The organism is Mastigocoleus testarum BC008 (assembly GCF_001456025.1).
GTDB lineage: Bacteria > Cyanobacteriota > Cyanobacteriia > Cyanobacteriales > Nostocaceae > Mastigocoleus > Mastigocoleus testarum.
Genome location: NZ_LMTZ01000132.1, coordinates 1 through 24,447 on the forward strand (window position 1 = coordinate 1; position 24,447 = coordinate 24,447).

General features: G+C 38.4%; 19 protein-coding genes. 6 read left to right on the forward strand and 13 right to left on the reverse strand.

Annotation, left to right across the window (positions count from 1 at the left end):
- Positions 1-284: 284 nt before the first annotated feature.
- The 6 genes from BC008_RS34895 to BC008_RS34920 all read right to left on the reverse strand — a co-directional run bounded on the left by BC008_RS34895 (position 285) and on the right by BC008_RS34920 (position 7,044).
- Complete coding sequence (locus BC008_RS34895) at positions 285-1,583, reverse strand: cation:proton antiporter (protein WP_027842593.1); 1,299 nt, start codon at positions 1,581-1,583, stop codon at positions 285-287.
- Positions 1,584-1,892: 309 nt separating this feature from the next.
- A complete protein-coding gene (locus BC008_RS34900) occupies positions 1,893-2,462 on the reverse strand; it encodes a general stress protein (protein WP_027842594.1) in 570 nt (189 codons plus the stop codon).
- A gap of 163 nt (positions 2,463-2,625) precedes the next feature.
- Positions 2,626-4,326 carry a fasciclin domain-containing protein gene (locus BC008_RS34905; protein ID WP_027842595.1) on the reverse strand — a complete coding sequence of 567 codons (1,701 nt, stop codon included), beginning with the start codon at positions 4,324-4,326 and terminating at the stop codon, positions 2,626-2,628.
- A 263-nt stretch (positions 4,327-4,589) separates the two neighbouring features.
- On the reverse strand, positions 4,590-5,711 hold the full coding sequence (locus BC008_RS34910) for a baeRF7 domain-containing protein (RefSeq protein WP_235595986.1): 1,122 nt from the start codon (positions 5,709-5,711) through the stop codon (positions 4,590-4,592).
- Between the two features lie 421 nt (positions 5,712-6,132).
- Entirely contained in the window at positions 6,133-6,771 is a 639-nt protein-coding gene (locus BC008_RS34915; protein ID WP_235595987.1) for an HPF/RaiA family ribosome-associated protein, read from the reverse strand.
- 57 nt (positions 6,772-6,828) lie between these two features.
- Positions 6,829-7,044 (reverse strand): copper chaperone, encoded by a 216-nt coding sequence (locus BC008_RS34920; RefSeq protein WP_201026207.1) that lies wholly within the window; start codon positions 7,042-7,044, stop codon positions 6,829-6,831.
- A gap of 292 nt (positions 7,045-7,336) precedes the next feature.
- On the opposite strand from BC008_RS34920, the gene BC008_RS34925 reads away from it, so the two are divergent.
- The 3 genes from BC008_RS34925 to BC008_RS34935 all read left to right on the forward strand — a co-directional run bounded on the left by BC008_RS34925 (position 7,337) and on the right by BC008_RS34935 (position 12,335).
- On the forward strand, positions 7,337-8,203 hold the full coding sequence (locus tag BC008_RS34925; RefSeq protein WP_027842599.1) for an SDR family oxidoreductase: 867 nt from the start codon (positions 7,337-7,339) through the stop codon (positions 8,201-8,203).
- Between the two features lie 464 nt (positions 8,204-8,667).
- Positions 8,668-10,503: an ABC transporter ATP-binding protein gene (locus tag BC008_RS34930; protein ID WP_027842600.1), complete on the forward strand. Its 1,836-nt coding sequence runs from the start codon at positions 8,668-8,670 to the stop codon at positions 10,501-10,503.
- Positions 10,504-10,730: 227 nt separating this feature from the next.
- Positions 10,731-12,335: a metallophosphoesterase family protein gene (locus BC008_RS34935; protein WP_027842601.1), complete on the forward strand. Its 1,605-nt coding sequence runs from the start codon at positions 10,731-10,733 to the stop codon at positions 12,333-12,335.
- Positions 12,336-12,744: 409 nt separating this feature from the next.
- On the opposite strand, the gene BC008_RS34940 is transcribed toward BC008_RS34935, so the two are convergent.
- The 7 genes from BC008_RS34940 to BC008_RS34970 all read right to left on the reverse strand — a co-directional run bounded on the left by BC008_RS34940 (position 12,745) and on the right by BC008_RS34970 (position 21,680).
- Positions 12,745-13,476: a hypothetical protein gene (locus tag BC008_RS34940; RefSeq protein WP_027842602.1), complete on the reverse strand. Its 732-nt coding sequence runs from the start codon at positions 13,474-13,476 to the stop codon at positions 12,745-12,747.
- 187 nt (positions 13,477-13,663) lie between these two features.
- Complete coding sequence (locus BC008_RS34945) at positions 13,664-14,758, reverse strand: D-alanine--D-alanine ligase family protein (RefSeq protein WP_027842603.1); 1,095 nt, start codon at positions 14,756-14,758, stop codon at positions 13,664-13,666.
- 173 nt (positions 14,759-14,931) lie between these two features.
- Positions 14,932-17,748 (reverse strand): carboxypeptidase-like regulatory domain-containing protein, encoded by a 2,817-nt coding sequence (locus tag BC008_RS34950; RefSeq protein ID WP_058184312.1) that lies wholly within the window; start codon positions 17,746-17,748, stop codon positions 14,932-14,934.
- A 143-nt stretch (positions 17,749-17,891) separates the two neighbouring features.
- On the reverse strand, positions 17,892-18,773 hold the full coding sequence (locus BC008_RS34955; RefSeq protein ID WP_235595988.1) for a fimbrial biogenesis chaperone: 882 nt from the start codon (positions 18,771-18,773) through the stop codon (positions 17,892-17,894).
- A 2-nt stretch (positions 18,774-18,775) separates the two neighbouring features.
- Positions 18,776-19,237, reverse strand: a complete 462-nt coding sequence (locus BC008_RS34960) for a hypothetical protein (protein ID WP_058184314.1) — start codon at positions 19,235-19,237, stop codon at positions 18,776-18,778.
- 230 nt (positions 19,238-19,467) lie between these two features.
- On the reverse strand, positions 19,468-19,965 hold the full coding sequence (locus tag BC008_RS34965) for a hypothetical protein (RefSeq protein ID WP_027842605.1): 498 nt from the start codon (positions 19,963-19,965) through the stop codon (positions 19,468-19,470).
- A 467-nt stretch (positions 19,966-20,432) separates the two neighbouring features.
- Positions 20,433-21,680 carry a vWA domain-containing protein gene (locus BC008_RS34970; protein WP_027842606.1) on the reverse strand — a complete coding sequence of 416 codons (1,248 nt, stop codon included), beginning with the start codon at positions 21,678-21,680 and terminating at the stop codon, positions 20,433-20,435.
- 352 nt (positions 21,681-22,032) lie between these two features.
- Between BC008_RS34970 and BC008_RS34975 the strand changes: the two genes are divergently transcribed.
- The 3 genes from BC008_RS34975 (at position 22,033) to BC008_RS34985 (ending at position 24,313) form a co-directional block, all read left to right on the forward strand.
- The gene (locus BC008_RS34975; protein WP_027842607.1) at positions 22,033-22,695 is read left to right on the forward strand and encodes an ATP-dependent Clp protease proteolytic subunit; all 663 of its coding nucleotides are present in this window, start codon (positions 22,033-22,035) and stop codon (positions 22,693-22,695) included.
- A gap of 59 nt (positions 22,696-22,754) precedes the next feature.
- Positions 22,755-23,348: an ATP-dependent Clp protease proteolytic subunit gene (locus tag BC008_RS34980; protein WP_027842608.1), complete on the forward strand. Its 594-nt coding sequence runs from the start codon at positions 22,755-22,757 to the stop codon at positions 23,346-23,348.
- A 335-nt stretch (positions 23,349-23,683) separates the two neighbouring features.
- Entirely contained in the window at positions 23,684-24,313 is a 630-nt protein-coding gene (locus tag BC008_RS34985) for a J domain-containing protein (protein WP_027842609.1), read from the forward strand.
- Positions 24,314-24,447 lie beyond the last annotated feature (134 nt).

Consider the following 24,447-nt stretch of genomic DNA (forward strand, 5'->3'; position numbering starts at 1 on the left):
GACTGTTTTCTTGCATCTGAATATATTCCTTGGGTCTGATAATGTATTAACCATCACCTTTTTGTATTTATTCAGCAAGCCCTACTTAAATCACCCGCGATTGATAAATTTCTTTATTTATTAATTTTAAAATTGCCGATTTAAAACGATTGATTTCAAACTACCGATTCAGTTTACTTGCATCTAAAAAACAAAATATTTTCTCAAATCAAAGAGGAAAATATATTAACGAGTATGAATGGAAGCAAATATATAACATTACCGAATATTTTAATTACTTGAATTTACTTATTATCTGCTTTAGTAGGTGAATTAACTTCCGGACGATCGGCATGATGCTTGTTATACCAGTTCATTAATGGTGTAGCAGTAATACCATGGAGTGTAATGGAAGCAATGACGGTAGTGTAAGTTATCCAAGATATTTGCTGTGCTGGTTCACCTTCTACCCCATGACCCAAAGCATAAGAAAGGTAATATAAAGAACCAATTCCGCGAATTCCAAACCAACTAAATAGCAAGCGATTTACGGGTTGAAAATTCTTGCGTTGTGGATAAACAAAGCGTTTACCGATAGTGCTAATCCAAACACTTAGAGGTCTAATTATAAAAAGTAATGATACGCTAACTACTAGCGAGCCGAAAGCATAATCCATAATTGGTTGAAACAATAATATTGAACCCAAAATTACAATCGTTCCGACTTCTAATAGTTTTTCTACTCTTTCGATAAATTGCAACTGTGCTAGCGGTTTTTCTGAAGATTTATAGCTACGTTGTAATACCAATCCAGCTACAAATACAGCTAAAAAACCATAACCATTGACGACCTCAGTTATTGAGTAAGTTAATAAAATTGTACTAAGTGCAATAAAATCTTCCATTAAATCATCAATAGGATGATATTGCTGAATTTTTCGATCCAACCAAACAATCACTTTAGACACTATAAATCCCGTAACAATACCAGCAATAATTGCCCAAATTACATCAATACCAACCCAAGAGTGCAACCAATTATTCCAATTACTATCTTTCGAAGCGTAAATTCCAAAATAAACAAAAGGGAAAGCCAAAGCATCATTTAGTCCACCCTCAGAAGTTAAACCAAAACGTAATTCATTTTCATCTTTGGTGTCTTTTAATTGTACTTCTGAAGCTAAAACTGGATCCGTCGGTGATAAGATGGCTCCAAGTAAAATAGCAGACCCCCAATCTAAATTAATAGCAAATTTAGCAACAGCAGCTAGAGCAAAAATTGAAATTGGCATGACAATTCCAATTAGTCTTATAGTTATATCCCAAGCAGCTAACTTAAAAGGACGAATAATTTTTAAGCCACAGCCAAATACAGATACTATAACTACAAATTCAGTAAGTCGCTCTAGCAAATTTATACTAAATACTTCAGTTTGACGTAACTGAATTAAATTAAAACCGTAGGGACCAATAATAATTCCGACAGCCAGGTAGATAATTGCATAAGAAAGAGGTAAACGCCGAGAAATAAAACCAGAGCCTAAGGTCGCAAATAGTAACAGCAGACCGATCGCTAATAGATTTAAAATATAAACATCTACCATAATTTCCCATCTCTCCGTAGAATTTTATTTTTTATAAGTCAAAAGTTATGCTTGCTCCCTGTACCTGGCGTCAAGGAAATTTTCTTTCATAGTAATAATCTCCCTACGGTGAGAAGCTTGGGAGATTATTGATTAGGATATTTTGAAGGTTCAAGAGTCAAACTTTTAAAAGTAAAACTAATAGAACTTATGCCGCTAGTACATTTTTTCTCGTAGAGTATGTGACACTTCGATTAATTTGCAAGGGGAAATAAAGCTCTTGGCGTCGCACACCAAACATGATAATTGTGACAATGGGGCAAATCCTGACTAAATGAGTGTACGATTTTTAATATCTTGGGTTAGCGGTATATTATACATTTCCCAATCTATAATTCCTTGGGGTCTCAAAATCATTTCCGCTTTCTTAACTTCCGCTTGAGTCCCTTCAACTAGTACCACATAACTTCCTCGAGAAAGTAGTTCGTCGTAGTACTTAGCTCTATCTTCGGGAATTCCCCAACCAACCAAAGCGCCAACTAAGCCACCACTAGCAGCACCAATACCACTACCGATCAGAGTATTAGCAAGTATTACTCCTACTTCTGCGATTGGACCAATACCGGGAATTGCTAATACCCCCAAACTACCTAACAAACCAACCAATCCGCCTGTAACTCCTCCTGTACTTGCTCCTGTCTTAGCTGCTCCTTTAGTTAGTTCTGCGTTTGATTTATCCGGAACTATATCACCTGCCTGTTTGTAACTTTCAGTATGCTGACCAACTATAGAAATTTTATCCATATTAAAGTCAGCCTCTCTTAATTCATAAAGCGCTCTTTGTGCTTCTTCATAAGTTGGAAAGGTCCCAACTGCACGTTGTAATTCATCTTCAAACATAATCTTTTTGCTCTTATAAAAAACAATTATTTAGTTTTATTGGTATCTTAAGTGTCTTTGCTTCATCCGTGCATAGCGTCCGCAGAAAACGGTTAAATAAGTTGCCAGGATGAAGCGTTAACTGTTAACTTACCCCTGAATTCTAACCCTGCACCTACTTAATCTAGAAGTTATAGCCGATTCCTAAAAGTAACCCAACATCTGTATCATCATCTAAGAAAGCTGCGTTAGCACTACCATTAACAGTGAAGCGATCGCCTAAAGGTACGTCTATACCGCCCGTAAGTAAGAAACCGACATCTGCATCGTCACTTGTCTCAATAGCTACGCCAGCACCTAAGTAGGGAGAAACATTAAACGACCTTCCTGCTACTGAAGGTGTCGTACGTGGAGAAAAATCAAAGGTTAGAGGTAATAAAATCACGGGGTCATCATCAATTATGACTGATGGTCGTGCAGAGAAGCGACGTGTCAGTCCTATTTTACTAATCGCTGCAAAGCTGCCTTCACCTAATGCAGTTTCACCACCTAGGCCAATATTACCACCAACTCCAATGTAGCTAGAACCACCACGGGTCGCACGACCGGGTTCGAGATCTGCTCCATTACTGTCTGCAGTTTCAGTTTTAGTTTCAGTTTCTGACTTTTGAGTTCCATCAAAATCGGGTGGAATTAAAACTTGGTTAACTGCGTGGATGACACCGTTACTAGCATCGATATCAGCCTGGATAACATTTGTGGCGTTGACCGCGATTTGGTTCTTGCTAGAATCGACTTGAATATTAACCGGTTGACCTTCAAGGGTTTGCAGTTCTCCCGCTGAAATTTGATCCGCACTCAACCTTCCGGGAACTACGTGATATCTTAAAATTTTCACCAGCAATTCTTTATTCTCTGGCTGCTGCAATTCTTGTAAAGTTTCTGGAGGTAAGGCAGCAAAGGCGGCGTCGGTGGGTGCGAAAACTGTGTAAGGTCCTGGCTGTTGAAGAATATCTGCTAGATTTGCCGATTGCAGTAAAGAAGTTAAAGTAGAAAAGGAATCACTAGAGGAAGCTATAGATACGATATCGTTTTTAGCTTGAGTAGGACCGGGAGTCCCAGCAACGATATAGCTTGCTGCGGGGAGATTAGCTGCTAATGGTTGTGCTTGTCCCTGATTAACTAAAGCTTGATATATTAGGGCTGCGGCTTCGGCACGAGTTAAATTTTCTGTAGGATTAAGTGTTTTTGCATCTGGATAGTTGACAACCATACTGGCTTCTGTAGCTGCTGCAACACTACTTTGTGCATAGGTAGGGATGGCAAACACATCTGTGTAGTAAGTGTTTAAGGTTTCAGTTACAGGTTTCGCCGCAGTTAACCTTAAACCATTGCTTAAAGCGACAATGGCTTGAACTTTAGGAATTTCTTGATTTGGTTGAAACACATTTCCCGGATAGCCCAACATAAATCCGGTTTCATAGGCTTCCTTAATTGCTGAAGCTGCCCAATAATCAGCTGGAACATCTGAAAATCCTTGGGTACTTAACTGTCGGACTGGATTTTGATTAAAAGCTTTTTCCAGCATTGCTGCAAATTCAGCACGCTCAACTGGTCTTTCAGGCTTAAATGTACCATCCGGAAAGCCAGTTATAATTTGTCTCTGTACTAAAGCCCGAATAAAAGGACTAGCCCAAAAACTCGCCGGAACGTCAGAAAATACAGTAGATGAAAACTGCGACTGACTCAAAATTGATTCCGAGTTTCTATTTTTTAGCTGAGCAACACTAGGTTCGGAAAGTAATACTGGACTAACTGTTACAATAGTTAGTCCAAAAGCTAGTAAGTAAATATTCTTGAACGACCAACGCAACGAAAAAAACATAAAAGCCTCCTCTTCCCAACTATACTCACTGTTTATCGCTTCAAATTTACGCAGTACCTGCTATCAAATGACCATTGTCTTAGGTAGCTTAATATTTTCTGAGCATTAACAAATATAAGAAAACAGTCAAAATTTTTAACCTTACTCTTACCTTCACTGTACGCTTTTGCACGAGCTAGATATTTTATTTGCCCGTGCTTTCACTCTCAGCAGTGGGTTTACCGAATCGTCACCCTACAACAGAATCTTTCTACGATCTAATTTTATACTGACGACGAGTTAGCGTAGACGGGATAGCGGAAGATTGCAGCAACAGATTCAGAATCTGGCATTTCCTCTGCAGACATGCAGTAAACCATCCCACCCTGTAAAAAAGTATTCGTGGCTGCAAAATCTAATAAATCAAAATTTTCTTTAGTGGAACTGTCATCAATTTCAATCGAATTAGTTTCTGGCTCGAATCGACCCCAGCACTGGAGGTTATTGGGAATAAACAAAGTATCTACTTGACCATTAATAGCTGCAGGAATGATTTGTTTTACATCTGCACTAGCTTGTTTGGTACTTAGTAATTCTTGATATTGTGCGATCGCCTGTTGTCTGGCTTCTTGGAAATGCGGTTGAATAACTTGTAAAGCCTGCTGATGTAGTTCTTCTGAAGAAAGATTTTCCGGGTTCCCCGTTACACCTTGGCTATACAAATGAGGATAGGAATTAGCTTCTTGGTAAATAGGAAGCAAATACTCTACACCTGCGAGGACTAATGGAACCTGTTTTCCCTGTAGCAAAGAGTGTAAACCGCGATCTATCTGCTGGAAGTAACGTAAGATTTCAGTTTTATTATCGGTCGTTCCTACTCCTTGTCCGTGATAAATCGGATTGGATTGAGAAGCGACGCTTTTAGCTGCACCCTTTCCGACACTATGATACTGAAGTTGCTTTTCAGGATCGTCGTAACTTAAAGCCTCAGCTAAACTAGAAGGGACATCTTCAGGTAAAGCTAGTTCTTGAATGTTGTAATGACTTGCTTGAAATAGACGAATTTGGTTTTGAGCCAAGGCTAACAAGTAAAACTCATTATCTGCAGCCATTAGCGGGAGTAAAGGTTTAAAGTAAAAGCGATCGCTTACTTCTACCAATTCTGTAAAACTATGAGGTAAAAGATAGTAACGCGTTTGACTTTGAGATATAAAATAAGCCAAGCCTAATTCTTGATGCTGCCAAAAATCATAATCATCTATCATTGTTTTGGCTTCTTGCAGAAGTTCGCCCGTTTCTGTTGTACTTAAACCAGCAGCTACTAACTTCGATTCAGCTCGATCTAATAAGTTTTTGAAACGTATAGGGTTTTGCCTAGTCTCTTTTCCTGCCTTATGTGTAGGCATATAGATAGATACACAGAATCTATCTGTTAAGTTAAATAAACTATTTAATTCTTCTTTCGCAAATAAACTCATAAATAATGCTAGCGTAATTACAAAAATACTTTCAAAAACTGCTTACTCTTTACTGCCAATAGTTTTGCACTACGATCGCAAGACAACTATTTTGCGTATCCTGTAAACAGTTCAATTAAATAAAGACCCTGGTGAGGTTTTTTGGAGTCAGTCACCCATATCAGCTAAGTTTCACACAGGAAACGATTGCAGAGACTTTTATGTGTTGGGTTTAGAATACCTTGGCCTAAGAATGAAAATTTTCCCAAGGAGGGAACAGGAGAAAGTGTAAAGATTTATTGACGAGTAATTTATGGCTCTCAGACTCTTTTCCAGAGTGTCACCTAACCACTGTTAATATTAATAATTATCAATTCCAACCCAATGGCTTCTCTGCAGCTGATGGTACTGATTCAATCCTAGGAGAACTCTGTTTGTCAACTACTTGGACGGTAGTGGCTTGAGGACCCATTTCTCCTTCCGTTTCCTTAAATCTGACCCCATTACCAACTTCTAATTGCTCAAAGCTCTGATTGGTAACACTATTGCGGTGAAAATAGACTTCCTTACCGGTACTGATTTCTTTAAGAAAACCATAACCTTGTTCGGAAAATAATTTAGTGATAACAGCGCCCATTTCCTGTTCGGGATGTGTTTTCACTTCCCCTTGTTGCTCTGTGGTGAGTCCAACCAATTGACGACGCGCTGCTTCAAAAGCATCTCGAATTACTGCTTCTAGGGGCGGATACTGTTTACCTTTGTCAGGGTTATAACCTACCGCTATTTCACGTCCGTGGGGGATTGTAATATCAATACTGATCCTGTGAGGAGACCCACTTTCTGGATTCTCGTGAGCTTTTTCAACCACTACGTGACAGCTATTCATGTAATTGCAAAATTTTTCTAACTTTGCAATTTTTTCTCTTATTAGAGAATCAATAGCTTCGGTTTTAGTAATATTGCGATAAGTAATTTCTGGAGGGATTTGCATAGTATTTGACTCTTGCATCGTTAAAAATAATTAGCGAACTTGCTATCATTACTGGAAAGATAATCAAGCTCAAATTTAATTAATTTTATGTCCTGATGCAACTATTAGTTGCTTAAAAGTCTCGGCAGAAGCCTTAGATTCTATGGTCACTTTTTGAGAATCTAAATCAATGTTTACATTAGCATTTGGTTCAGAAGTCAGAATAGTTTGCTTTAAATTATCGCTAGCTTCTTGACTCTTGAGAGTAGGTACGTGAAATTCCATTTGCCGTTTAACTCCAAAAATATTCATTAGACAATTTGCTTAGAATAAGGTTAGTTCGAATCGATCCATTTACCTAACCATCTTTAGTTATAAATAGGTGATATCTTTAGTTATAATCCTTGAATCTATGACCATGGGAGCAATTTAAACCCTGCTTTCGATACATTTATTATTTGTTTTTTTTTAATAAGTTAGCAGTAGCTAAACACAATTTTCTAAACTGTATATTCAGTGTTTAGATAAACTGATATCGCTGAATTTTATTTTGTCTAGTATTAGCAATAAAAATTCATAACAGACAAGTACAAGGAGAACTGACATGGCAATTTCTGCAGATCAAATTCCTGCTCAATCTCAGGATAGACAACCTGCATTAGAATCAGAAATGAATCCCAAACCCCAGTACGACCGGGAAAGTTACGTCGGTAGTAACAAATTAGAGGGTAAAGTAGCTCTCATTACTGGAGGTGACAGTGGTATCGGTAGGTCTGTTGCAGTACTTTATGCAAAAGAAGGTGCAAACATAGCCATTTCTTATCTCGACGAACACGGAGACGCGCAAAAGACCAAGGAGTTAGTCGAGCAAGAAGGACGAAAATGCTTACTAATTCCTGGAGATATTAGTGACGAGCATTTTTGTCAGCAAGTAGTAGAAAAAACTATCGAACAGTTAGGACAACTAGATATTCTCGTTAACAATGCAGCCGAACAACGTTTAGAAAATCCCGAAACTCTAGAAAATATTGATTCGAGAAGTTTGAATAGTATTTTCAGTACCAATATTTTCTCAATGTTTTATTTGTGCAAAGCTGCAATTCCCCATCTTAAAGAAGGTAGCTCAATTATTAATACTACTTCTATCAACGCATACAAAGGTAACGCACCTTTACTTAGTTACTCTACAACTAAAGGTGCGATCCTTGCCTTTACCCGTTCCTTGTCCCAATCATTACTAGAAAAAGGTATCCGCGTTAACGCTGTAGCCCCTGGACCGATTTGGACTCCCTTTATTCCCGATGCTTTTCCCAGCGAAAAAGTTGAAGGGTTCGGGAAACAAGTTCCGATGAAGCGTCCCGGTCAGCCTGTTGAAGTTGCTACAAGCTTTGTATTCTTAGCATCGGAAGATTCTTCCTACTTCGCAGGACAAGTGTTACATCCTAATGGTGGTGTAGTAGTCGGTGCATAGGTGAATTCATAAGGTAAATTCGTCAACTCAAATTCAATGACGTAGTATCGCTACTTAACGAAGGAAGGAGTAGGGAGGAAGAAGGGACTCCGTTAATAAATTAATGGGCTTGTATCGAATGGCACGCTCGTTAAGACTCATCCGCACGTAGCGTGCATGAACAAACTTTGAATTGATGGGGAGTGTGGGAAGCTTGTTATTTAGTTTCGTGCAACGTCCTCATTAATTAAACTCCCCCTCTCTACCCCCTCTTCCCTCCTCCTTCCAACGCAGTCGGTCAATTTTTAAACTCGTTTTGTAAGAAGATTTTTGAATACGGTCGGAGAATATATATTTTCGATATATTTTCGCTCCCAATAGTAAGTAAAATTATAGTTTTAATTAATAAGTTAAATTTCTAACTGATAATTTTTTTGTGCCTGGGTTAATACTTCGAATGAGTATAGTTCGGGTATAATTAATGTATGAGCATTCGCAGAAAAATTAACGCCCTCCGCCAATTGTTGGCAGTTTTTCGCTACAGCGGGCGAGCCATAGGTTTAGTTTGGACGACTAATCGTACTTTAACTATTTCAATTGCTGCTTTGACTTTAATCGCAGGTCTTTTGCCTGCAGCAGTTGCTTACATCGGTAAGTTAATTGTAGATGCTGTAGTCCAAGCTCGAAATGTTGGTACTTTTAACAGTGGTATTTCTAACAGTCTTTATCATCCTTTGATTTATGTGGGTTTAGAGGCGATCGCCATAGCTTTACTTGCAGCGAGTCAACGAGGACTTACAGTTTGTCAATCTTTATTGCGAGTATTACTTGCACAGAGAGTAAATGTATTGATTTTAGAAAAAGCATTGACACTGGAGTTGGCGCAGTTTGAAGATTCAGAATTCTACGATAAAATGAGCAATGCGAGAAGAGAAGCCTCTACTCGCCCATTATCGTTAGTCAATCGTACTTTTGGTTTGGTGCAAAGTGCTCTTTCCCTTTTAACTTATGGTGCTTTGCTAGTCAGCTTTTCGCTTTGGGCTGTTTTCATCTTAGTTTTAGCAGCCATCCCAGCTTTTATCGCCGAAACTAAATTTGCAGGACAAGCTTTTCGACTATTTCGTTGGCGCGCTCCAGAAACTCGCCAACAGCGTTATTTAGAAACTTTAGTCGCTAGAGAAGATTTTGCCAAGGAAGTAAAACTTTATAAATTAGGAGAAATGTTGCTTGGACGTTATCACAACATATTTCACCAAATTTATGGCGAAGACAAAAACTTAACTTTACGACGGGGTTTGTGGGGATACTTATTGAGTTTACTCAGTACCGGAGCCCTATATCTGGCTTATGGTTGGATAGTTATCGAAACAGTTGCTAATCGAATTTCTCTCGGAGAAATGACGATGTATCTGACCGTTTTTCGTCAAGGACAAAGAACTTTTTCGGAAGCACTCACCTCAATTGGAGGAATGTACGAGGATAACTTATATTTATCTAACCTCTATGAATTCTTAGAAGAGAAAGTCCCCCAATCCAGAGGAGAAGCAACTAAGGGAATCTATCCGGGAGATGGAATTCGTTTTGAAAATGTATCCTTTTCCTATCCAGGTAGCTCTAAACCGGCTTTAAAAAATATCTCCTTTCATCTCCAACCGGGGGAAAAACTAGCTATTGTGGGTGAAAATGGTTCCGGAAAGACTACTCTAATTAAACTATTAACTCGACTATATAATCCCGAGTCCGGCAGAATTTTACTGGATGGTTTGGACTTACAAGAATGGGATGTGGAGGTACTGCGACAACGCATCAGTGTGATTTTCCAAAATTTTGTCCGCTATCAATTTACAGTTGGCGAAAATATTGGCGTCGGTGAAGTGGAGAATCTTGAAGATTCAAGCCGTTGGGAAGTAGCTGCGGAAATGGGAATGGCGCGACCTTTTATTAAAAATTTACCCCAAGGTTTTCGTACCCAGTTAGGTCGTTGGTTCAAAGGAGGACAAGAACTTTCTGGTGGTCAGTGGCAAAAAATAGCCCTTTCTCGAGCTTTTATGCGCAGTAAAGCTGAAATTTTAGTTTTAGATGAACCGACCTCAGCCATGGATCCCCAAGCAGAGTTTGAGATTTTTAATCACTTTCGCACTAGCACTAAAAGTCAGATGGTGTTTTTAATTTCCCATCGTTTCTCTACTGTGCGGATGGCTGACAAAATTTTGGTCATTGAGTTTGGAGAAATTATCGAAGAAGGAACTCATGAAGAATTATTGCAGCTACAAGGACTATATGCAAAGTTGTTTCATCTGCAAGCTGCTGGTTATCGTTAAATTGACAAAACTTAATAATACTCAGGTACAATCATGGTTAAGAGTCGGCCCGCGATTGGTAAATTATAATTTCTGGAACTAATTTCTGGAAATAATTTCTGGAACTTTTCAGTCACGCATCATTTGTATATCAAGTAAACATACTGCAACAGAATAGATATTAGTCAAAAGTATTAGCTAAAAGATTAGCCAGAGAGATTAGCCGAATACACATCAACCGAAACAAAATGAAAGTTATCACAGAACCTTCAATTGCAGTAAAAATTCAAAAGATGAAAGAACGGGTGCGTTGGTCGCACCCGAGCATTGTCTCTCGCTCAATTGACCAAACCAGTATGGTTATTGATGACGGGAAAGAAGAAAGCGAGGAATTTTCGTTTTTAGTAATTGGTGATAGTGGTTCTGGACCGCACCGAACTCATAATCCCCAGAGGAAAATAGCTGAATTGATGCTTCCCCATCGGGATGAATGTAGTTTTGTTTTACATACCGGGGACGTAATGTACCTGGTAGGTTCTCGCGATTATTACCCAGAGAACTTTATTAAGCCTTACCGGGAATTTTTAGTAGGTGGTGAGAACTACGAACACATTTCCTACGATAATATGACTTTTAATCAACCCTTTTTACCAGTTCCCGGCAATCATGACTATTATGAAGTGCCGCTTTTTTATCGTTTGTTAGCTGGAGCCACTCTCCCTTTACGTCGGTTTTTTGGCTATAAAGATTTAGATTTGAGTTGGAATAGTTCCTATAAGGGGGATGCTTACGCACGGGCTTTTATCGACTACTTAAAACGATTTAATTCTCAGGAAAAATTAGAATATCATTTAAATTCCCATTATACTGGTAAAACTGATTTCGGTAGGTGTTTGCGCTATGTACCGGGCGAATTTACCCGTTTGCCTAACCGTTATTATACTTTCCGCTATAGGGGAATTGATTTTTTTGCCCTTGATTCCAGTACTTTTAACGAACCTTTAACACCGGCTAATGTGAATGAGATTCACAGCCAATCAGAACATGATGAGCGTAGACTTTTAGCTACAGAGAGATTAAAAGTAGAACAAGAACAACAGCAAATCATTGCAACCATCAGCATACTTAAGGGTTACATTCCGGAGGAAGCCGAAAAAATTGACGATCTCAATGCTAAGTTAGAGCAATTAGATGAGATCAAAATGGATCTCGACAAACAACTCAATCACAATAAAAGTAAAATCATCGACTTCGAACAACTTCATTGGTTAGAGGAAAGATTAATTAAATCTTGGGAAGATCGAGCAGTCCGGGGACGAATCATTTACTTTCACCATCCACCCTATGTTACAGAAGCAACAAAATGGGGACAAGCACAAACTTTGGCTGTTCGTCATCGTTTGCGTAAAGTCTTAGATAATGTGGTTGAAAAACTTGGTTGCTTACCCTCACAAAGTCCAATAGTAGACTTAATTCTTAACGGTCACGCTCACTGTTTTGAACACCTTCAGACCCTAGATACTGGTCACGCTGATTCCAATCTCAATTGGATTGTTTGTGGTGGTAGTGGGTTTAGCTTGCGTCGTCAACGTGAGGAAGGAGCAGAACTGACCGAAACTTTTTTCACAGAATCTGGAACAGAAGTTCGTAAAGTTGCTATTGGTCAACGGTTTATTGGTCGTAGCGGTCAGGGTTCTGATAAAAGACGTCCCTATTCTGGAATTAGAATAAACGTCAAAAAAGGTAATCCTTTACAGTTTTTTATTATACCTTTTGTTGCCGAAAGACATCAGCATCAGTGGTACCACCCGGAAATTGAACCACTTACAATAAATCCAATTGGATTGAGCTAGATACGGAAAAGTCAAAATAGCTTTGCTTTGCTAACAAAAGTTAAAACAGACCGCCCCCTACGGGCGAGCAAATGTTTACGACTCACAGCTTTTAGCGCGTCTACGACGTTAGCGGATCCGTAGGTAGCGGCTCCGTAGTAGCCCAGCTAAGCTAGAGTGCTCAGCTCCTCCGACGACGCCGCAGGTTAAGCGCGTGTCCGTAGGACAAACAGGGCCCATCAATATCCTGACCTAATTGCGTAGCACTGTAAACACAATTATTAAAAAACAAAACCATTAAAACAAACTATTTTAAACAAATAGAACCCCCGATATTCCCTAGTAGATATAGAAAAATCAGCTAAGGAAAACCCCCTTATTTAATTATTTTGCGACCTTTTGAAGTAAAAAACTTTCAAGGTGCAAGACTTTATTTTGCTGAAAGATTACTTTTTTGTAGAAAATTTAACAAAGAATTCTCTTTGCGTAAGTCTACTTGGTTGGCTAAGGATTGCTTAGTGTTAAGTCCCTGGGTTTTAGGAAAAACACTTTTTGACTGTGGTGGAAGAATAGCTGCAATGGGTTTCTTCTGACTCGGTACCCGCTTCATTGATGATATTTGGGTAGCACGATTGCGATATGGGTTAGTTTGCGGTATTTCTGTCTGCGGCGATCGCACAAATTTTCTTTTCTTCTTCTTTATGGAAGAATTATTTTGTGCAACAGATTCATGGGGTTTTGCTGCAGGTTTGCGATCGCGAACCTTCGATCTTATATATTGTTTGGGTTTAACTGGACCATTAAGCCATCGACATAACAACAAACATCCACTCGCACAGCTAAAAGCAATTGCTGCTACCATCCATAAAGGAACCGGATTAACTTCTTGGCGTGTTGGTTTAATTGATTCTTCTAATTCAACTGTAACTCTATCTACTTGTTCACTTTTTAGTAGTTCAACATGGGTCAAACTGTATAAAGAGATAGTAGCACCACCGATGAATACTCCTAGAAATCCAATTAAAAACAGCCAATGATATTTAACAAATGTCTGTATCAGAATATTCCCAGAAGAAATTAGTTTGAATTTAGCTGTTTTCTGTTCGGGTTTGGGTGTTTGTACTTGGGATGATTGATTCTGTACATTCTGAGTGTTTTCCATAATTATTTTCAGATTTGTACTATTTATAAGCCCCTCTAAATTGTAATTTTAATCGAGTAGGCGATAAATACGTATCCGTACTTAAATTGCAGATTCAATAATTTTTCTGAGATAATTAGATCGCAATATTTCAATAATTATCTCAAAAAAACATAATTTTGGGGTAATTAGGTGTTTTTTTACAGATTTAATTTATCAATGCTTCTATTTCCGGGGTTTTATGTCTTTCCAGTGCCAATTCAATCAATTTATCTACTAATTCAGGAAAGGGTATGCCGCTATATCCCCATAGTCTAGGATACATACTGGTATCAGTAAATCCTGGGAAGGTATTAATTTCATTAATTAATACTTCACCGGTGCTTTCGACATAGAAAAAATCAACTCTCGCTAAACCAGAAGCATCAACGGTTGCAAATGCTTTAATTGCCATTTCCCGGATTTGATTGCTGATTGTGTCTGGAAGTGCTGCTGGGATCGATAAGTCTGCTTTGCCTTGAGTGTATTTTGTTTCGTAGTCGTAAAAATCACTTTCAAAAGATATTTCTCCGATTGCAGAGACTTTAGGGTTATCGTTACCTAGAACAGCACATTCTACTTCCCGAGCAACAACACCTGCTTCAACAATCACTCGACGGTCGTAACTAGCAGCGTTGTCGAGAGCTGTTTCTAGTTCTTGACGCGATCGCACCTTTGCGATCCCCACCGAAGAACCAAGATTTGCAGGTTTAACAAAGCAGGGATAGTTTAAATAATTTTCAATTTCATCGCAGAGTTTAGGAAACACACAGGGATTAGACCAAATTTGCGATCGCGTTAAGGTCATATACTTAACCTGTGGGAGTCCAGCTTGAGCGAAAGCTGTTTTCATCGCAATTTTATCCATTCCTACAGCCGAGCCTAAAACTCCAGAACCAACAAAAGGAACTTGCATTAAAGTTAGTAAGCCTTGAATCGTACCATCCTCACCATTGGGACCATGGAGAACGGGAAACCAGACATCTACTTCTGAGGCTTGGGGTGGAAATTCCCACAAACTGGATTTTGTATTAATATTTGTTGCGTTCGGCTTTTCTAAGGCTTGACCTGAAACTAAAATCTGATTTGCAATTTCATTTCCTTGCCAAACACCATTTTTTTGAATGTAAAATGGCAATATTTCGTACTTATCAGTATTTCGTTCTGCATTTAAAGCCGCATTTATTGCTCTTGCAGAAACTATTGAAACTTCATGTTCTCCAGAACAACCGCCAAACAATAACCCAATCTGCAGCTTTGTCATTTAAAATACCCTTATTATTGCTGATTGCAAATAGGTTATCATAATCGTTATTGGGGATTAGTGATAAGCAATAGGCGACAAGCAATTAGGTATGTCAGAAAAACTTCCAGAAACTAACCAATATTTTGCTCCTGATAACTGTTAACTGTTAACTAATAACTGACAAATATTTTCTATATCTGTAAATTAAGTTCTTGGAATGGTTCTGAGGATTTTTCAATTTTAAGAGTGTCTACAAGTTGATCGTCGACCAATAATTTATATTCACCTTGTTGTAATCTTTCCAGATAATAAACTCCAGCAGTATTAGTAACAGAAAATTTGCGTTTGTTAGGATCTCTAGTTGCGATCACTTCTACTCTAACTCCTGCGACAGGTTCACCTGTTTGATTTGTGACTATACCCGACCGACTATAGGAACGAACTAAGGGTAAATTCACAGACGTATAACTACCTGCAACCACATCAACCGCGAAAGCATTTTTTTCTGATTGCCAATCTAAAGGATAACCTGCAGGATCTAAATCCAATCTGTAACTACCTGGAACTAAACGTATACTAATGCGATCGCTACTAATTTGTGGTCGTAAGGTTTTAAGGGGACGATTATTTACAGCAAGTAATAATTCTGATGTTTCAGTATATATTTTTTCTCCTTTGTCCCGCTTTCCATTATTATTTTTGTCAAAAAATGGTCTCACTAACAGACCACCCTGAGTACGTAAGTCTCTAGAGCGCCGATCCCCTGGGCTGAGACCACCTTGCAAATTTAAACTGGAAACTAAATCAATTTTAAAACTAGATGTATCTGAGGTTAAAGACACTCCTTCATATCGAGCCCGTAACATAATTCCTGGTAATACGGTGGTACCTAACGATGCGATTAAACCATTACCCTGGGAGCCAATACCATAGCCCAATCGTCCTTCCCAACGGTAATTACCATCCCTAGCACGTTCTTGAGAACGATATTGCCATCCTAGAGTTAACAAATTATCATTGCGATTGCGACTGCGGGTTTCGTAATTTAATAAAAAAGAATTACCGGTATTTAAAAAACTGCTGTTATTTGATAAGTTGTAGGTCAATTCTGAGAAAGTACCAATTTCATTTCCACGTTGGGTTAATTTGAGATTACCTAAACGTTGTAACCAATTCCAACGAAACCGATTTTCTGTATCTATGCTTGCACGGGCAAATGTATAGAAATGTTTGCCGCTAAAATTTAGTTGTACGCCAGAAGCAGTTCCACTCTGGCTGGAAGTATTTGCAAATAAACTCAAACCTCTTCCCAAGCGCCAATTTACATTAAAACGATTGGATAAGCGATCGCTAGTGAAGCTTGCATATAAGTTACGAGAGGGATTAAAGCGAATGTCAGAAACTATATCAGCTTCATTACCCATCAAAGCCGAAATCGCAACTTTTAAGGGGAAACCATCGGGAAGATAAAAAATTTCTGCTAAACCTTTAGCTGAATTGTCGTATACTCCACCCAAACCAACCGTAAAATTGTCAGAAACGCCCCAACGTCTAGCGACTGCACCACTAAAATCAGTAAGTTCGCCAAATCCCAAAAAACTGTTTTCCGCAAATTCTCTATCCCAACCACCAGAGAATACCCAAGCAGAAGCACCTACGGGAATTTGTCCTGGTAAGCTTGAATAGCTTGCATTCCGAATTTCTGGTCGAGCTGTTAATCGTCCCTGGGGATACAAAAAAACGCGGAGTTTATTGAAGGAATTACCTTTTGTCTTAATATTCTCAAAACGGTAAATACCAGAAGAATCCACCAATATTTCAGCAATAATATTACTTACACCTCTAACCAACTGAACTAAAGTTCCTGGTTCTGCTTCACCAGTTATAGTACGTCCAATTTCATCCGCTTGCAGACGTTGACGAGGTGATGAAAAACCTCCACCAAAAGGCTTTAGTGGTGTGAAACCCTGTCTTTGAATATAGGTAAAACCCCAATACCTATTTCCACTTCTGGTATCCCAAAAAGTTGACTGAGAACCAAGAAAGTAATCTACTTTATCTGTTTGATGTAAAAACTGCGCTTCAGAAATTCTCCAACTGCTTTGATTTTCTAAATCTCTTTGGTCAGTACGCACAAACCACGAACCACCAAAAGCGCTACCCACAGCAAGGAAATCTCCTCGCAATGATGTCGAAGTATTACCCCTACCGCTTGCGTCTATTCTTTGTTCGATCGCTGTCAGATTAAAATTTTTTGCTTTGAAACTCGGTAAACCATCAAAAATTATAGGAACTTCTTGGTCTGTAACTCCACGTCGAGAACCATTTTTCCAAGGTACTTCTAAAATAATTGCATATTCATTAATATCAAATTCTGCATCAACTCCAAACAGTCTTCTTATCTGTCCAATAGAAAATACGAGTCCTAACTCTTTATCGCTAGTAAGTTTTTTCGGATCGATTCGAATCACAACTCCAGGAGAACGCGCTTCCAACTGACCGTCGGACAAAGTTGTAATATCTATATTCAATACATCGACAACAGCATCATAGGGAATCAACCAATTATTAAAGTTAACAGCTTTTTCCCCATCCTCCGCTCCCCGGATCAAAATACTGCGATTACCATTGCGTACCCCTACATTTATACCGACGGGGAATACATTCATTTCTTGGAAATCCTTAAGCAATTGCACCCAAGTTATATTACTCAGTAGTTCTTCCTTTTGTTCCCTTATTTCTGATAGATTTATTTTTGCTACAGGAGTTTTTTTGGTGTCTTTAAGTCTTTGCACCAAAGTTTTTTTTTGATATTGATCGCGAACAGAATCGGAGCGATTTTTTGAGTTCCTCTTTGATTCTTTAAGTAATTGGACTAAAGTCTGTATAGATGATTTTTTGACATTAACAATTAAAGCATTAGCCCTAACTGGTAAATAAAACAAATAATATTTCAGGAGTAGAAAAGTAATTAAGTAATAACCAAAACGATATAACCTATATTTCACAGTATACTTATTTTTTGTAAGTAAAATTTTTCATAAATTAGGAGACATTGCCATGCAATGCCTCCTCTACATCAATAGCTTTCCCGAAAATACACTGAGACTAACAATAATATTATTTAATTGCTTATTGTTAAATCATAGATTTATTTAACTGCATCTGAAGTCGGAATAGTAACATTTACATTGAAGGGTAGCTTCCGAACATCTTCATCTTCTTTCCATTCCAAGTTTCCACTTAGTTGATAAATACCAGGAGCGAGTTGTTTTTTAGCAGGAAAATTTAACAATATATTGCGATCGCTTTGTGCAATTACAAAATTTTTTCTTGTTTCGTCAGCGTGAATTGTAGTCTTTCCGTGACTTAATTTCCAACGTATTTTGGGTCTAACAGTCTCATTACCTTTGTTACTAACCAAAAGTTGAATTTGCTCTTTCTTGCGATTGAAGCCAGCTTTATCTATCTTTAATTCTGATGCAATATCTCCATTAGCAACAAATACAGTGACCCCAATTCGGGTTTTTAACGCAACATTATTTCCATCACCATCTTTAGTCTGTTTCAGTGTTTCATTAAAGACCACAGCCCTTAATTCTCTGTCAGGTAAATTTGGAGGCATGCGAGTATATAAACGCACTCGACGTCGCGTATTTGGTGGAATAGTTAATTCTCGAGGTGAAAATTGCAGATATGGGGTGAGATCGTTCGGACTAGATTTCAATATTTGAAAACCGGCGTCACGACTATAGGTAAAAGGTTGAGCATATAGACGTACTCGTTTACGAGTATTGCCAGTATTCTTAATTGTAATCATTCCTTGAGCTTGTCCCCGTCGGGCTTCACTTTGTATTATTAACGGCGAAACTCCGACTTGAGCTTTAGCGAGGTTAGGAAATACAGTTAAAGCAGATAGACAAACAGAAGTAATGACTTGAACAAAGAGTTTATTGCCCTTATTACCTAATTTTTGCTTGTCTATAATCTTATTTCCTAAAATTTTATTTTCTAGAATCTTATTGCAAATCATATTTATTCAGAACTGACAACATTAAACTTAAAACCATATCTATAATTTCCTGCTGGAAGAGGCTTTCCTCCATCGATTGCTAAGTTAAACAGCAAAGTAGTTGTTCCCATTGGTAAAGAGAGAGTAGAAATTTCATCGGAACTGATTGATTTTCCAGAAGATGTTTCCACCCTGACAAAGGTAGATGTCGGTTCAATTGCAGGACCAGCAAGCTGAATTGGCTTTAATACACTGAAATTTACAGCTTGCTTACAGGTGATAGAGATTTCTGTTGGGGAACCACCAGCTGTTTCGAAACTCACGAGTCTAGTGGAATGCATTCCAGTCTCAGGAACTAAAGTACCAGAATTTTTCTCACTAAAACTGCATAAATGCGAAGTAAAATTTTCAGCTAATGCAATGTGAGATTCTACGAAATTAACTGCTAGTGTCAAAACCGAAATTAGTAATAAACGACTTACCATTTCGCTTAATTCTTAGATATTTATGCATAACTTTCCGTTTATTCTTAACACAGAATTTAGTTTTTGAAATCACAAAAACCAAAGTTTTTTTAATACGCAAAAACCAAATTTCAGGAACGTTATATGGTAGCATTCCTGAAATAAAATTTATATTTTCCTATAATTGCAGTTATTGTTCCATCCAAAGGATTCAGACTCGGATGGACACAAGACTGCTATTTTTTCTAAGCTTAAGGAGTGGCAGTAATAACTACTTCATAACTGTAAGTACCAGGATCCAGATTAGCACCATTACTCGCCGACATATTTACTCTAATTGTATCTTGCTCACCACTAGCAATAGTATTTTTCGCACCACTACCATCAGAAGCAAAATCCAGACCTAAATTACTACTTGTAGCATTTGCGGACAAAGTAGCACCGGTGAGTGGATCGCCAGTAGCAACTGGTTCGGCAATACTCAAAGTTGCACCAGTAGTACAGTTAATATCAATCGTAGCCTCAGAGCCTTCAGAATACTCAGGATTACTAGAATCACTACCTAAAGCATCGCCTGTTGTGTTGGGTACAAGAATACCAGCAACAGGATCGCTAAAAGTGCAAGCACCACCAACTACTCCACTGAATTCCACAGTACCTGTAGTAGCAGTTTGAGCTTTGGCTTCAGAAGTGAACGCTGTTGTACTTACCAAAATTAATGCAGAAGCGAATAAAAGACGACGCAGCATAAATAAATCCTTTTCCTCTAAGTCAATAAAAATGGGTGTTTAAATTTTGGAACGTTAAATTTGTAAGAGTCATTGATGTCCGTGTTACCGATATTGCATGGTATCCACGATGTTGAAAGACGATAAATAATTACAAATTCAAAGATAAGTGAATAGAACAGAGCCAAACATGCTTAGAATATAGCTCTACAAAAAATACATTGTTAAGAGTGATAATACCTAAGCCTTTGCTCACGGGCTAGTTATTTTATATCCCAATTGCCACAATTTTTAGGACATTTTTCTGTTCCCTGTTCCCTTTAAACCAAAATTACGATGTCCTAAACGAGGTTTTCGTTGCTATAAATCTCAAATTACCTAAAATAATGGGATCGGTACTACAACCAATCCCTTGCTTGGCCCTAAGGCTACCAGTCTTAAATTCATGAATCCTAAAGTTATGGATTCTGAAGTTATAGTTACTGAAACTATGAATCTTGTAACGTTGTTTTTGAGACAATTCTAGTTTTCTTGCGATCAGATTCAGACAATTCTTTTCCTGCTTGCAAGCGAGTTGCAGATGTTTGTAAAACAGTAGCTGCCCCGGTATCTCCCATTTGTAAAGCAGTTTTAGCTGCAGTTTGTAGTAAAGTTGCAGCACCAGCGCGATCGCCTTCTTGCAGTTTCGTTTCTGCCAACTGCGTTTGTCGGTATTTGCCCAAAGCCAAAATATGTTTTTGTACTTCCGAATCAACTACAGGCTGATAAGCGGACGTTGAATTAATTTCTATACAAATAATATCAGAACTTATACCAGTTTCATTTTTCGATGGATCGTCATAAATTACTTGTAACTTAGCAATAGTATTTTTGCCTTCAGGAAACTGCCCCAAGTAGATATTTGTCAATACTACCCGTTCTACATCTTTCATCAGGTCTCCCAGACGAACAGAAAAAATACCATCAGCTTCTGGTTGTACTGGCAATTCAATTGTATCCGGACAGACTTGCGCAACCGGTTTGAGTTCGGCTAGCCGCACCCTAGGCATTAAAGAAAATCTTAAATGAGCATTTGTTAAACCCACAGTTTGAATTCGATCAAACATTTGGTTGAACTTTTCCTCGACTTGGTCGAGTTTTTGGATATGAGATAAACTACCACCCCCTGCATCAGCAATATTTTCTAAAATATCTTGGTTCCAGTTATCGCCAAACCCGAAAGAATTCAAAGTTAAGTTGTAGCTAGTTGCGAGCTCAGCAAACTTTAAACACCGGTGATTATCGCCATGCTCGTTTTCACCATCAGTTAACAAAAACGCCTGGGAAATACTTTCTCTTTTTCCTTTTGCTAATTCTTCTATTCCCAAACGTAAACCTTCATCAATTGCGGTACCGCCATCTGCACTTAAACGGTTAATTTGCTGTTTAATCTTTTCAGGACTTTCAATTGCTTGATTTGGAACTAGGACTTTTGCTCGATGGTCGAAAGCAATTACACTCAAGCGATCTCCAACTTTGAGTCGATCAACTAAGCGATTTGCAGCTTTTTTTACAGTTTCCAAAGGTCGCCCCGTCATTGAACCACTATGGTCAAGAATCAAACATAGGTTCAGGGGGACATTACGGTCTAAACTTTGAGGCTCAGCAGAAATAGAAACAGCCAACTGACGTTGAGAATTTTGCTGATTGGCATCTAAACTCGCATCACTCAACACCGGCTCCAAGCTAACCTTCATAACCCAAACTTCCTATTGTTGGCACAATACGTATTCATAAATAACTTCATAGTGCGATATCAGCACTACGGAAAAACTTTATGTAAAAAATACGTTAATAATATTCACAATCTGTCGTTAAGAGAAACTAACTTAGGGTCTGGAAGAAGAATTTAGTTTCTCATCCTTACGATTCACCTGCAGGAGCACGCGTTAATATCCCCAATTTCTCATTCCCCAATCCAAATTTAACTATAAAAAAAGAAGAAAATCTAACAAATTTTAAAAGTAGCAGGAATCCACACCTCCACCAAAGCTGGCGTCGCGCTAGTATGTATTACAGTTAACGGCATTTATTCAGGCAACAGTTGCTATGGAAACTTCCCCCATCAAGGCTGTGCAAGCCCCCTACTACGCGGATAATCCGAACCGTACCCCCCCACCAGACCTACCTTCTTTGTTATTGAAGGAGCGAATTATTTATCTTGGCATGCCATTAGTGCCTGCTGTCACGGAACTAATAATAGCTCAATTGCTGTACTTAGAGTCTGACGATCCAGAGAAACCAATTAAAGTCTATATCAATTCTACTGGTACTTCCAGTTATAGTGGCGAACCAGTGGGTTTTGAAACCGAAGCGTTTGCAATTTATGACACAATGAGATATACCAAGCCACCAATTCATACCATTTGTATTGGTTCGGCTATGGGGATGTCAGCAATGCTTTTAGGTGCAGGAACTAAAGGTTGTCGCGCCAGTTTGCCCCATGGGACCATTGTCCTTCACCAACCAAAGAGTTACGCCCAAGGACAAGCAACGGATATCCAAATTCGGGCAAAGGAAGTTTTGGCAAACAAGAAGACAATGATTGATATTTTGTCTGAAACAACCGGACAGTCCTACGAAAAAATTGAGAAAGATATGGATCGTCTTTTCTACATGACCCCCCATCAAGCAGTGGAGTACGGTTTAATCGATAAAGTTTTCGAAAAAGAAGAAGTTGCCGATCCCGTCCTACCAGCAGGAGTGATCTAAATAAATAACTTGCAGGTCGAAAACACCAAATTCATTATTATAAAAACGGAGTAGCAAAAATGCCTATAGGCGTTCCTAAAGTTCCATACCGGATGCCGGGAGGACAATACACTCAATGGATTGAAATTTACGATCGTCTCGCAAGGGAACGCATTATTTTCTTGGGACGAGACATTAATGATGAAGTCGCGAACCAAATTATCGCTATTATGCTTTACTTAGATTCAGAAGATCCGGGTAAAGATATTTCTCTTTATATCAATTCTCCCGGTGGTGTTGTTACCTCCGGCTTGGCAATTTACGACACTATGCAACACATTAAATCAGATGTGGTAACAATTTGTGTTGGTTTAGCCGCTTCGATGGGGTCGTTTTTGCTAGCTGCTGGTACCAAAGGTAAGCGTTTAGCGCTACCACATTCGCGAATTATGATTCACCAACCATCTGGTGGAACTCGCGGACAAGCCACTGATATTGAAATTGAAGCAAAAGAAATTCTGCGAATTCGTCACCAACTCAATGGTATTTACGCTCAAAATACCGGTCAGGGGATCGAAAAGATTGAGAAAGATATGGATCGCGATTTCTTTATGTCTGCTCATGAAGCAAAAAAGTACGGCTTGATTGACAAAGTAATTGAAGATCGTCCGTAAATATTATTTTACCCAAAATCCAAATATTCTTGGTCTTCGGGTTTGATGTAGAGACGTGCTAAGGTGCGTCTCTATGAGTTTAATAGCACGCTTTAATATTAGTTAACAGTAATATCAGTTAACAGTTGCCAGTTACCAGTTGTCAGTTTAAGGCACGCTTTTACAGTACACAAACAACACTAAGTATTTCTTACTTGTTACTTATTACTCATTACTTATTACTCATAATTGTTAATTACGAACTTTCAAGAAAAAAAATAATCTATATGATTATCACCTGATTGTTTTAAGCTTGTAGCTAATTGCCGTTTCGAAGTAAAGATAGCTAACAGCCAATGGATGTTGTAGACTGCTACCGTTTATTAGGTTTAAGGTCAGGAGCCTCCGCTAGTGAGATTAAATCGTCTTATCGGCGCTTGGCGCAGCGATATCATCCTGACACAAACCCCAATGATAAAAGAGCAAAAGAAAAATTTATTGCCGTTACTGAAGCATACAAGTTGCTGTTAAAAGTGGTACCACCACATAAAACACATCAACAGCAAACCTCTTCTTCTCAGGCAAACTCAATATATTCGGAAAATAAAGCTAATGGCAAAGAGGTATCAACGAAGGAAAAAGTAAAAACCAAGAACAAGTCAAGAACAAAGCCTCCCAACCTTTCTGAAACTGAAAATCGACTCAAGTGGAAAACTTACAAACAATTACTGCAATTCTTAAAACAAAGACGTTTTCCCCAGGCTACAGCCCTAGTGGAAGCTCTAGTACAGCGTTTACCACAAGATGCAGAAGTTCGTCAGTGGCAGGCTATTTGCTATCAAATGTGGGCAAAACAACTAATTGCCCAAAGAAAATTACTTAAAGCGAGAATCTATCTTAAAAAAGCTCTCAAAGCCGACCCGAAAAATAAAAGTTTACAAAAAGAGGTACAGCGGGATTTTAAATACTTGGAAAAAATTCTTTAATGGTTGTGCACCACTGGTCATTTGTCACTTGAAATAAAACAAAATATAAATAACAAGTGATAAATGACGAGACATAAATTTAACCTAAATTATATGAACTCGGGGTAATTATGGCTTTTGATAAAACTAAATAG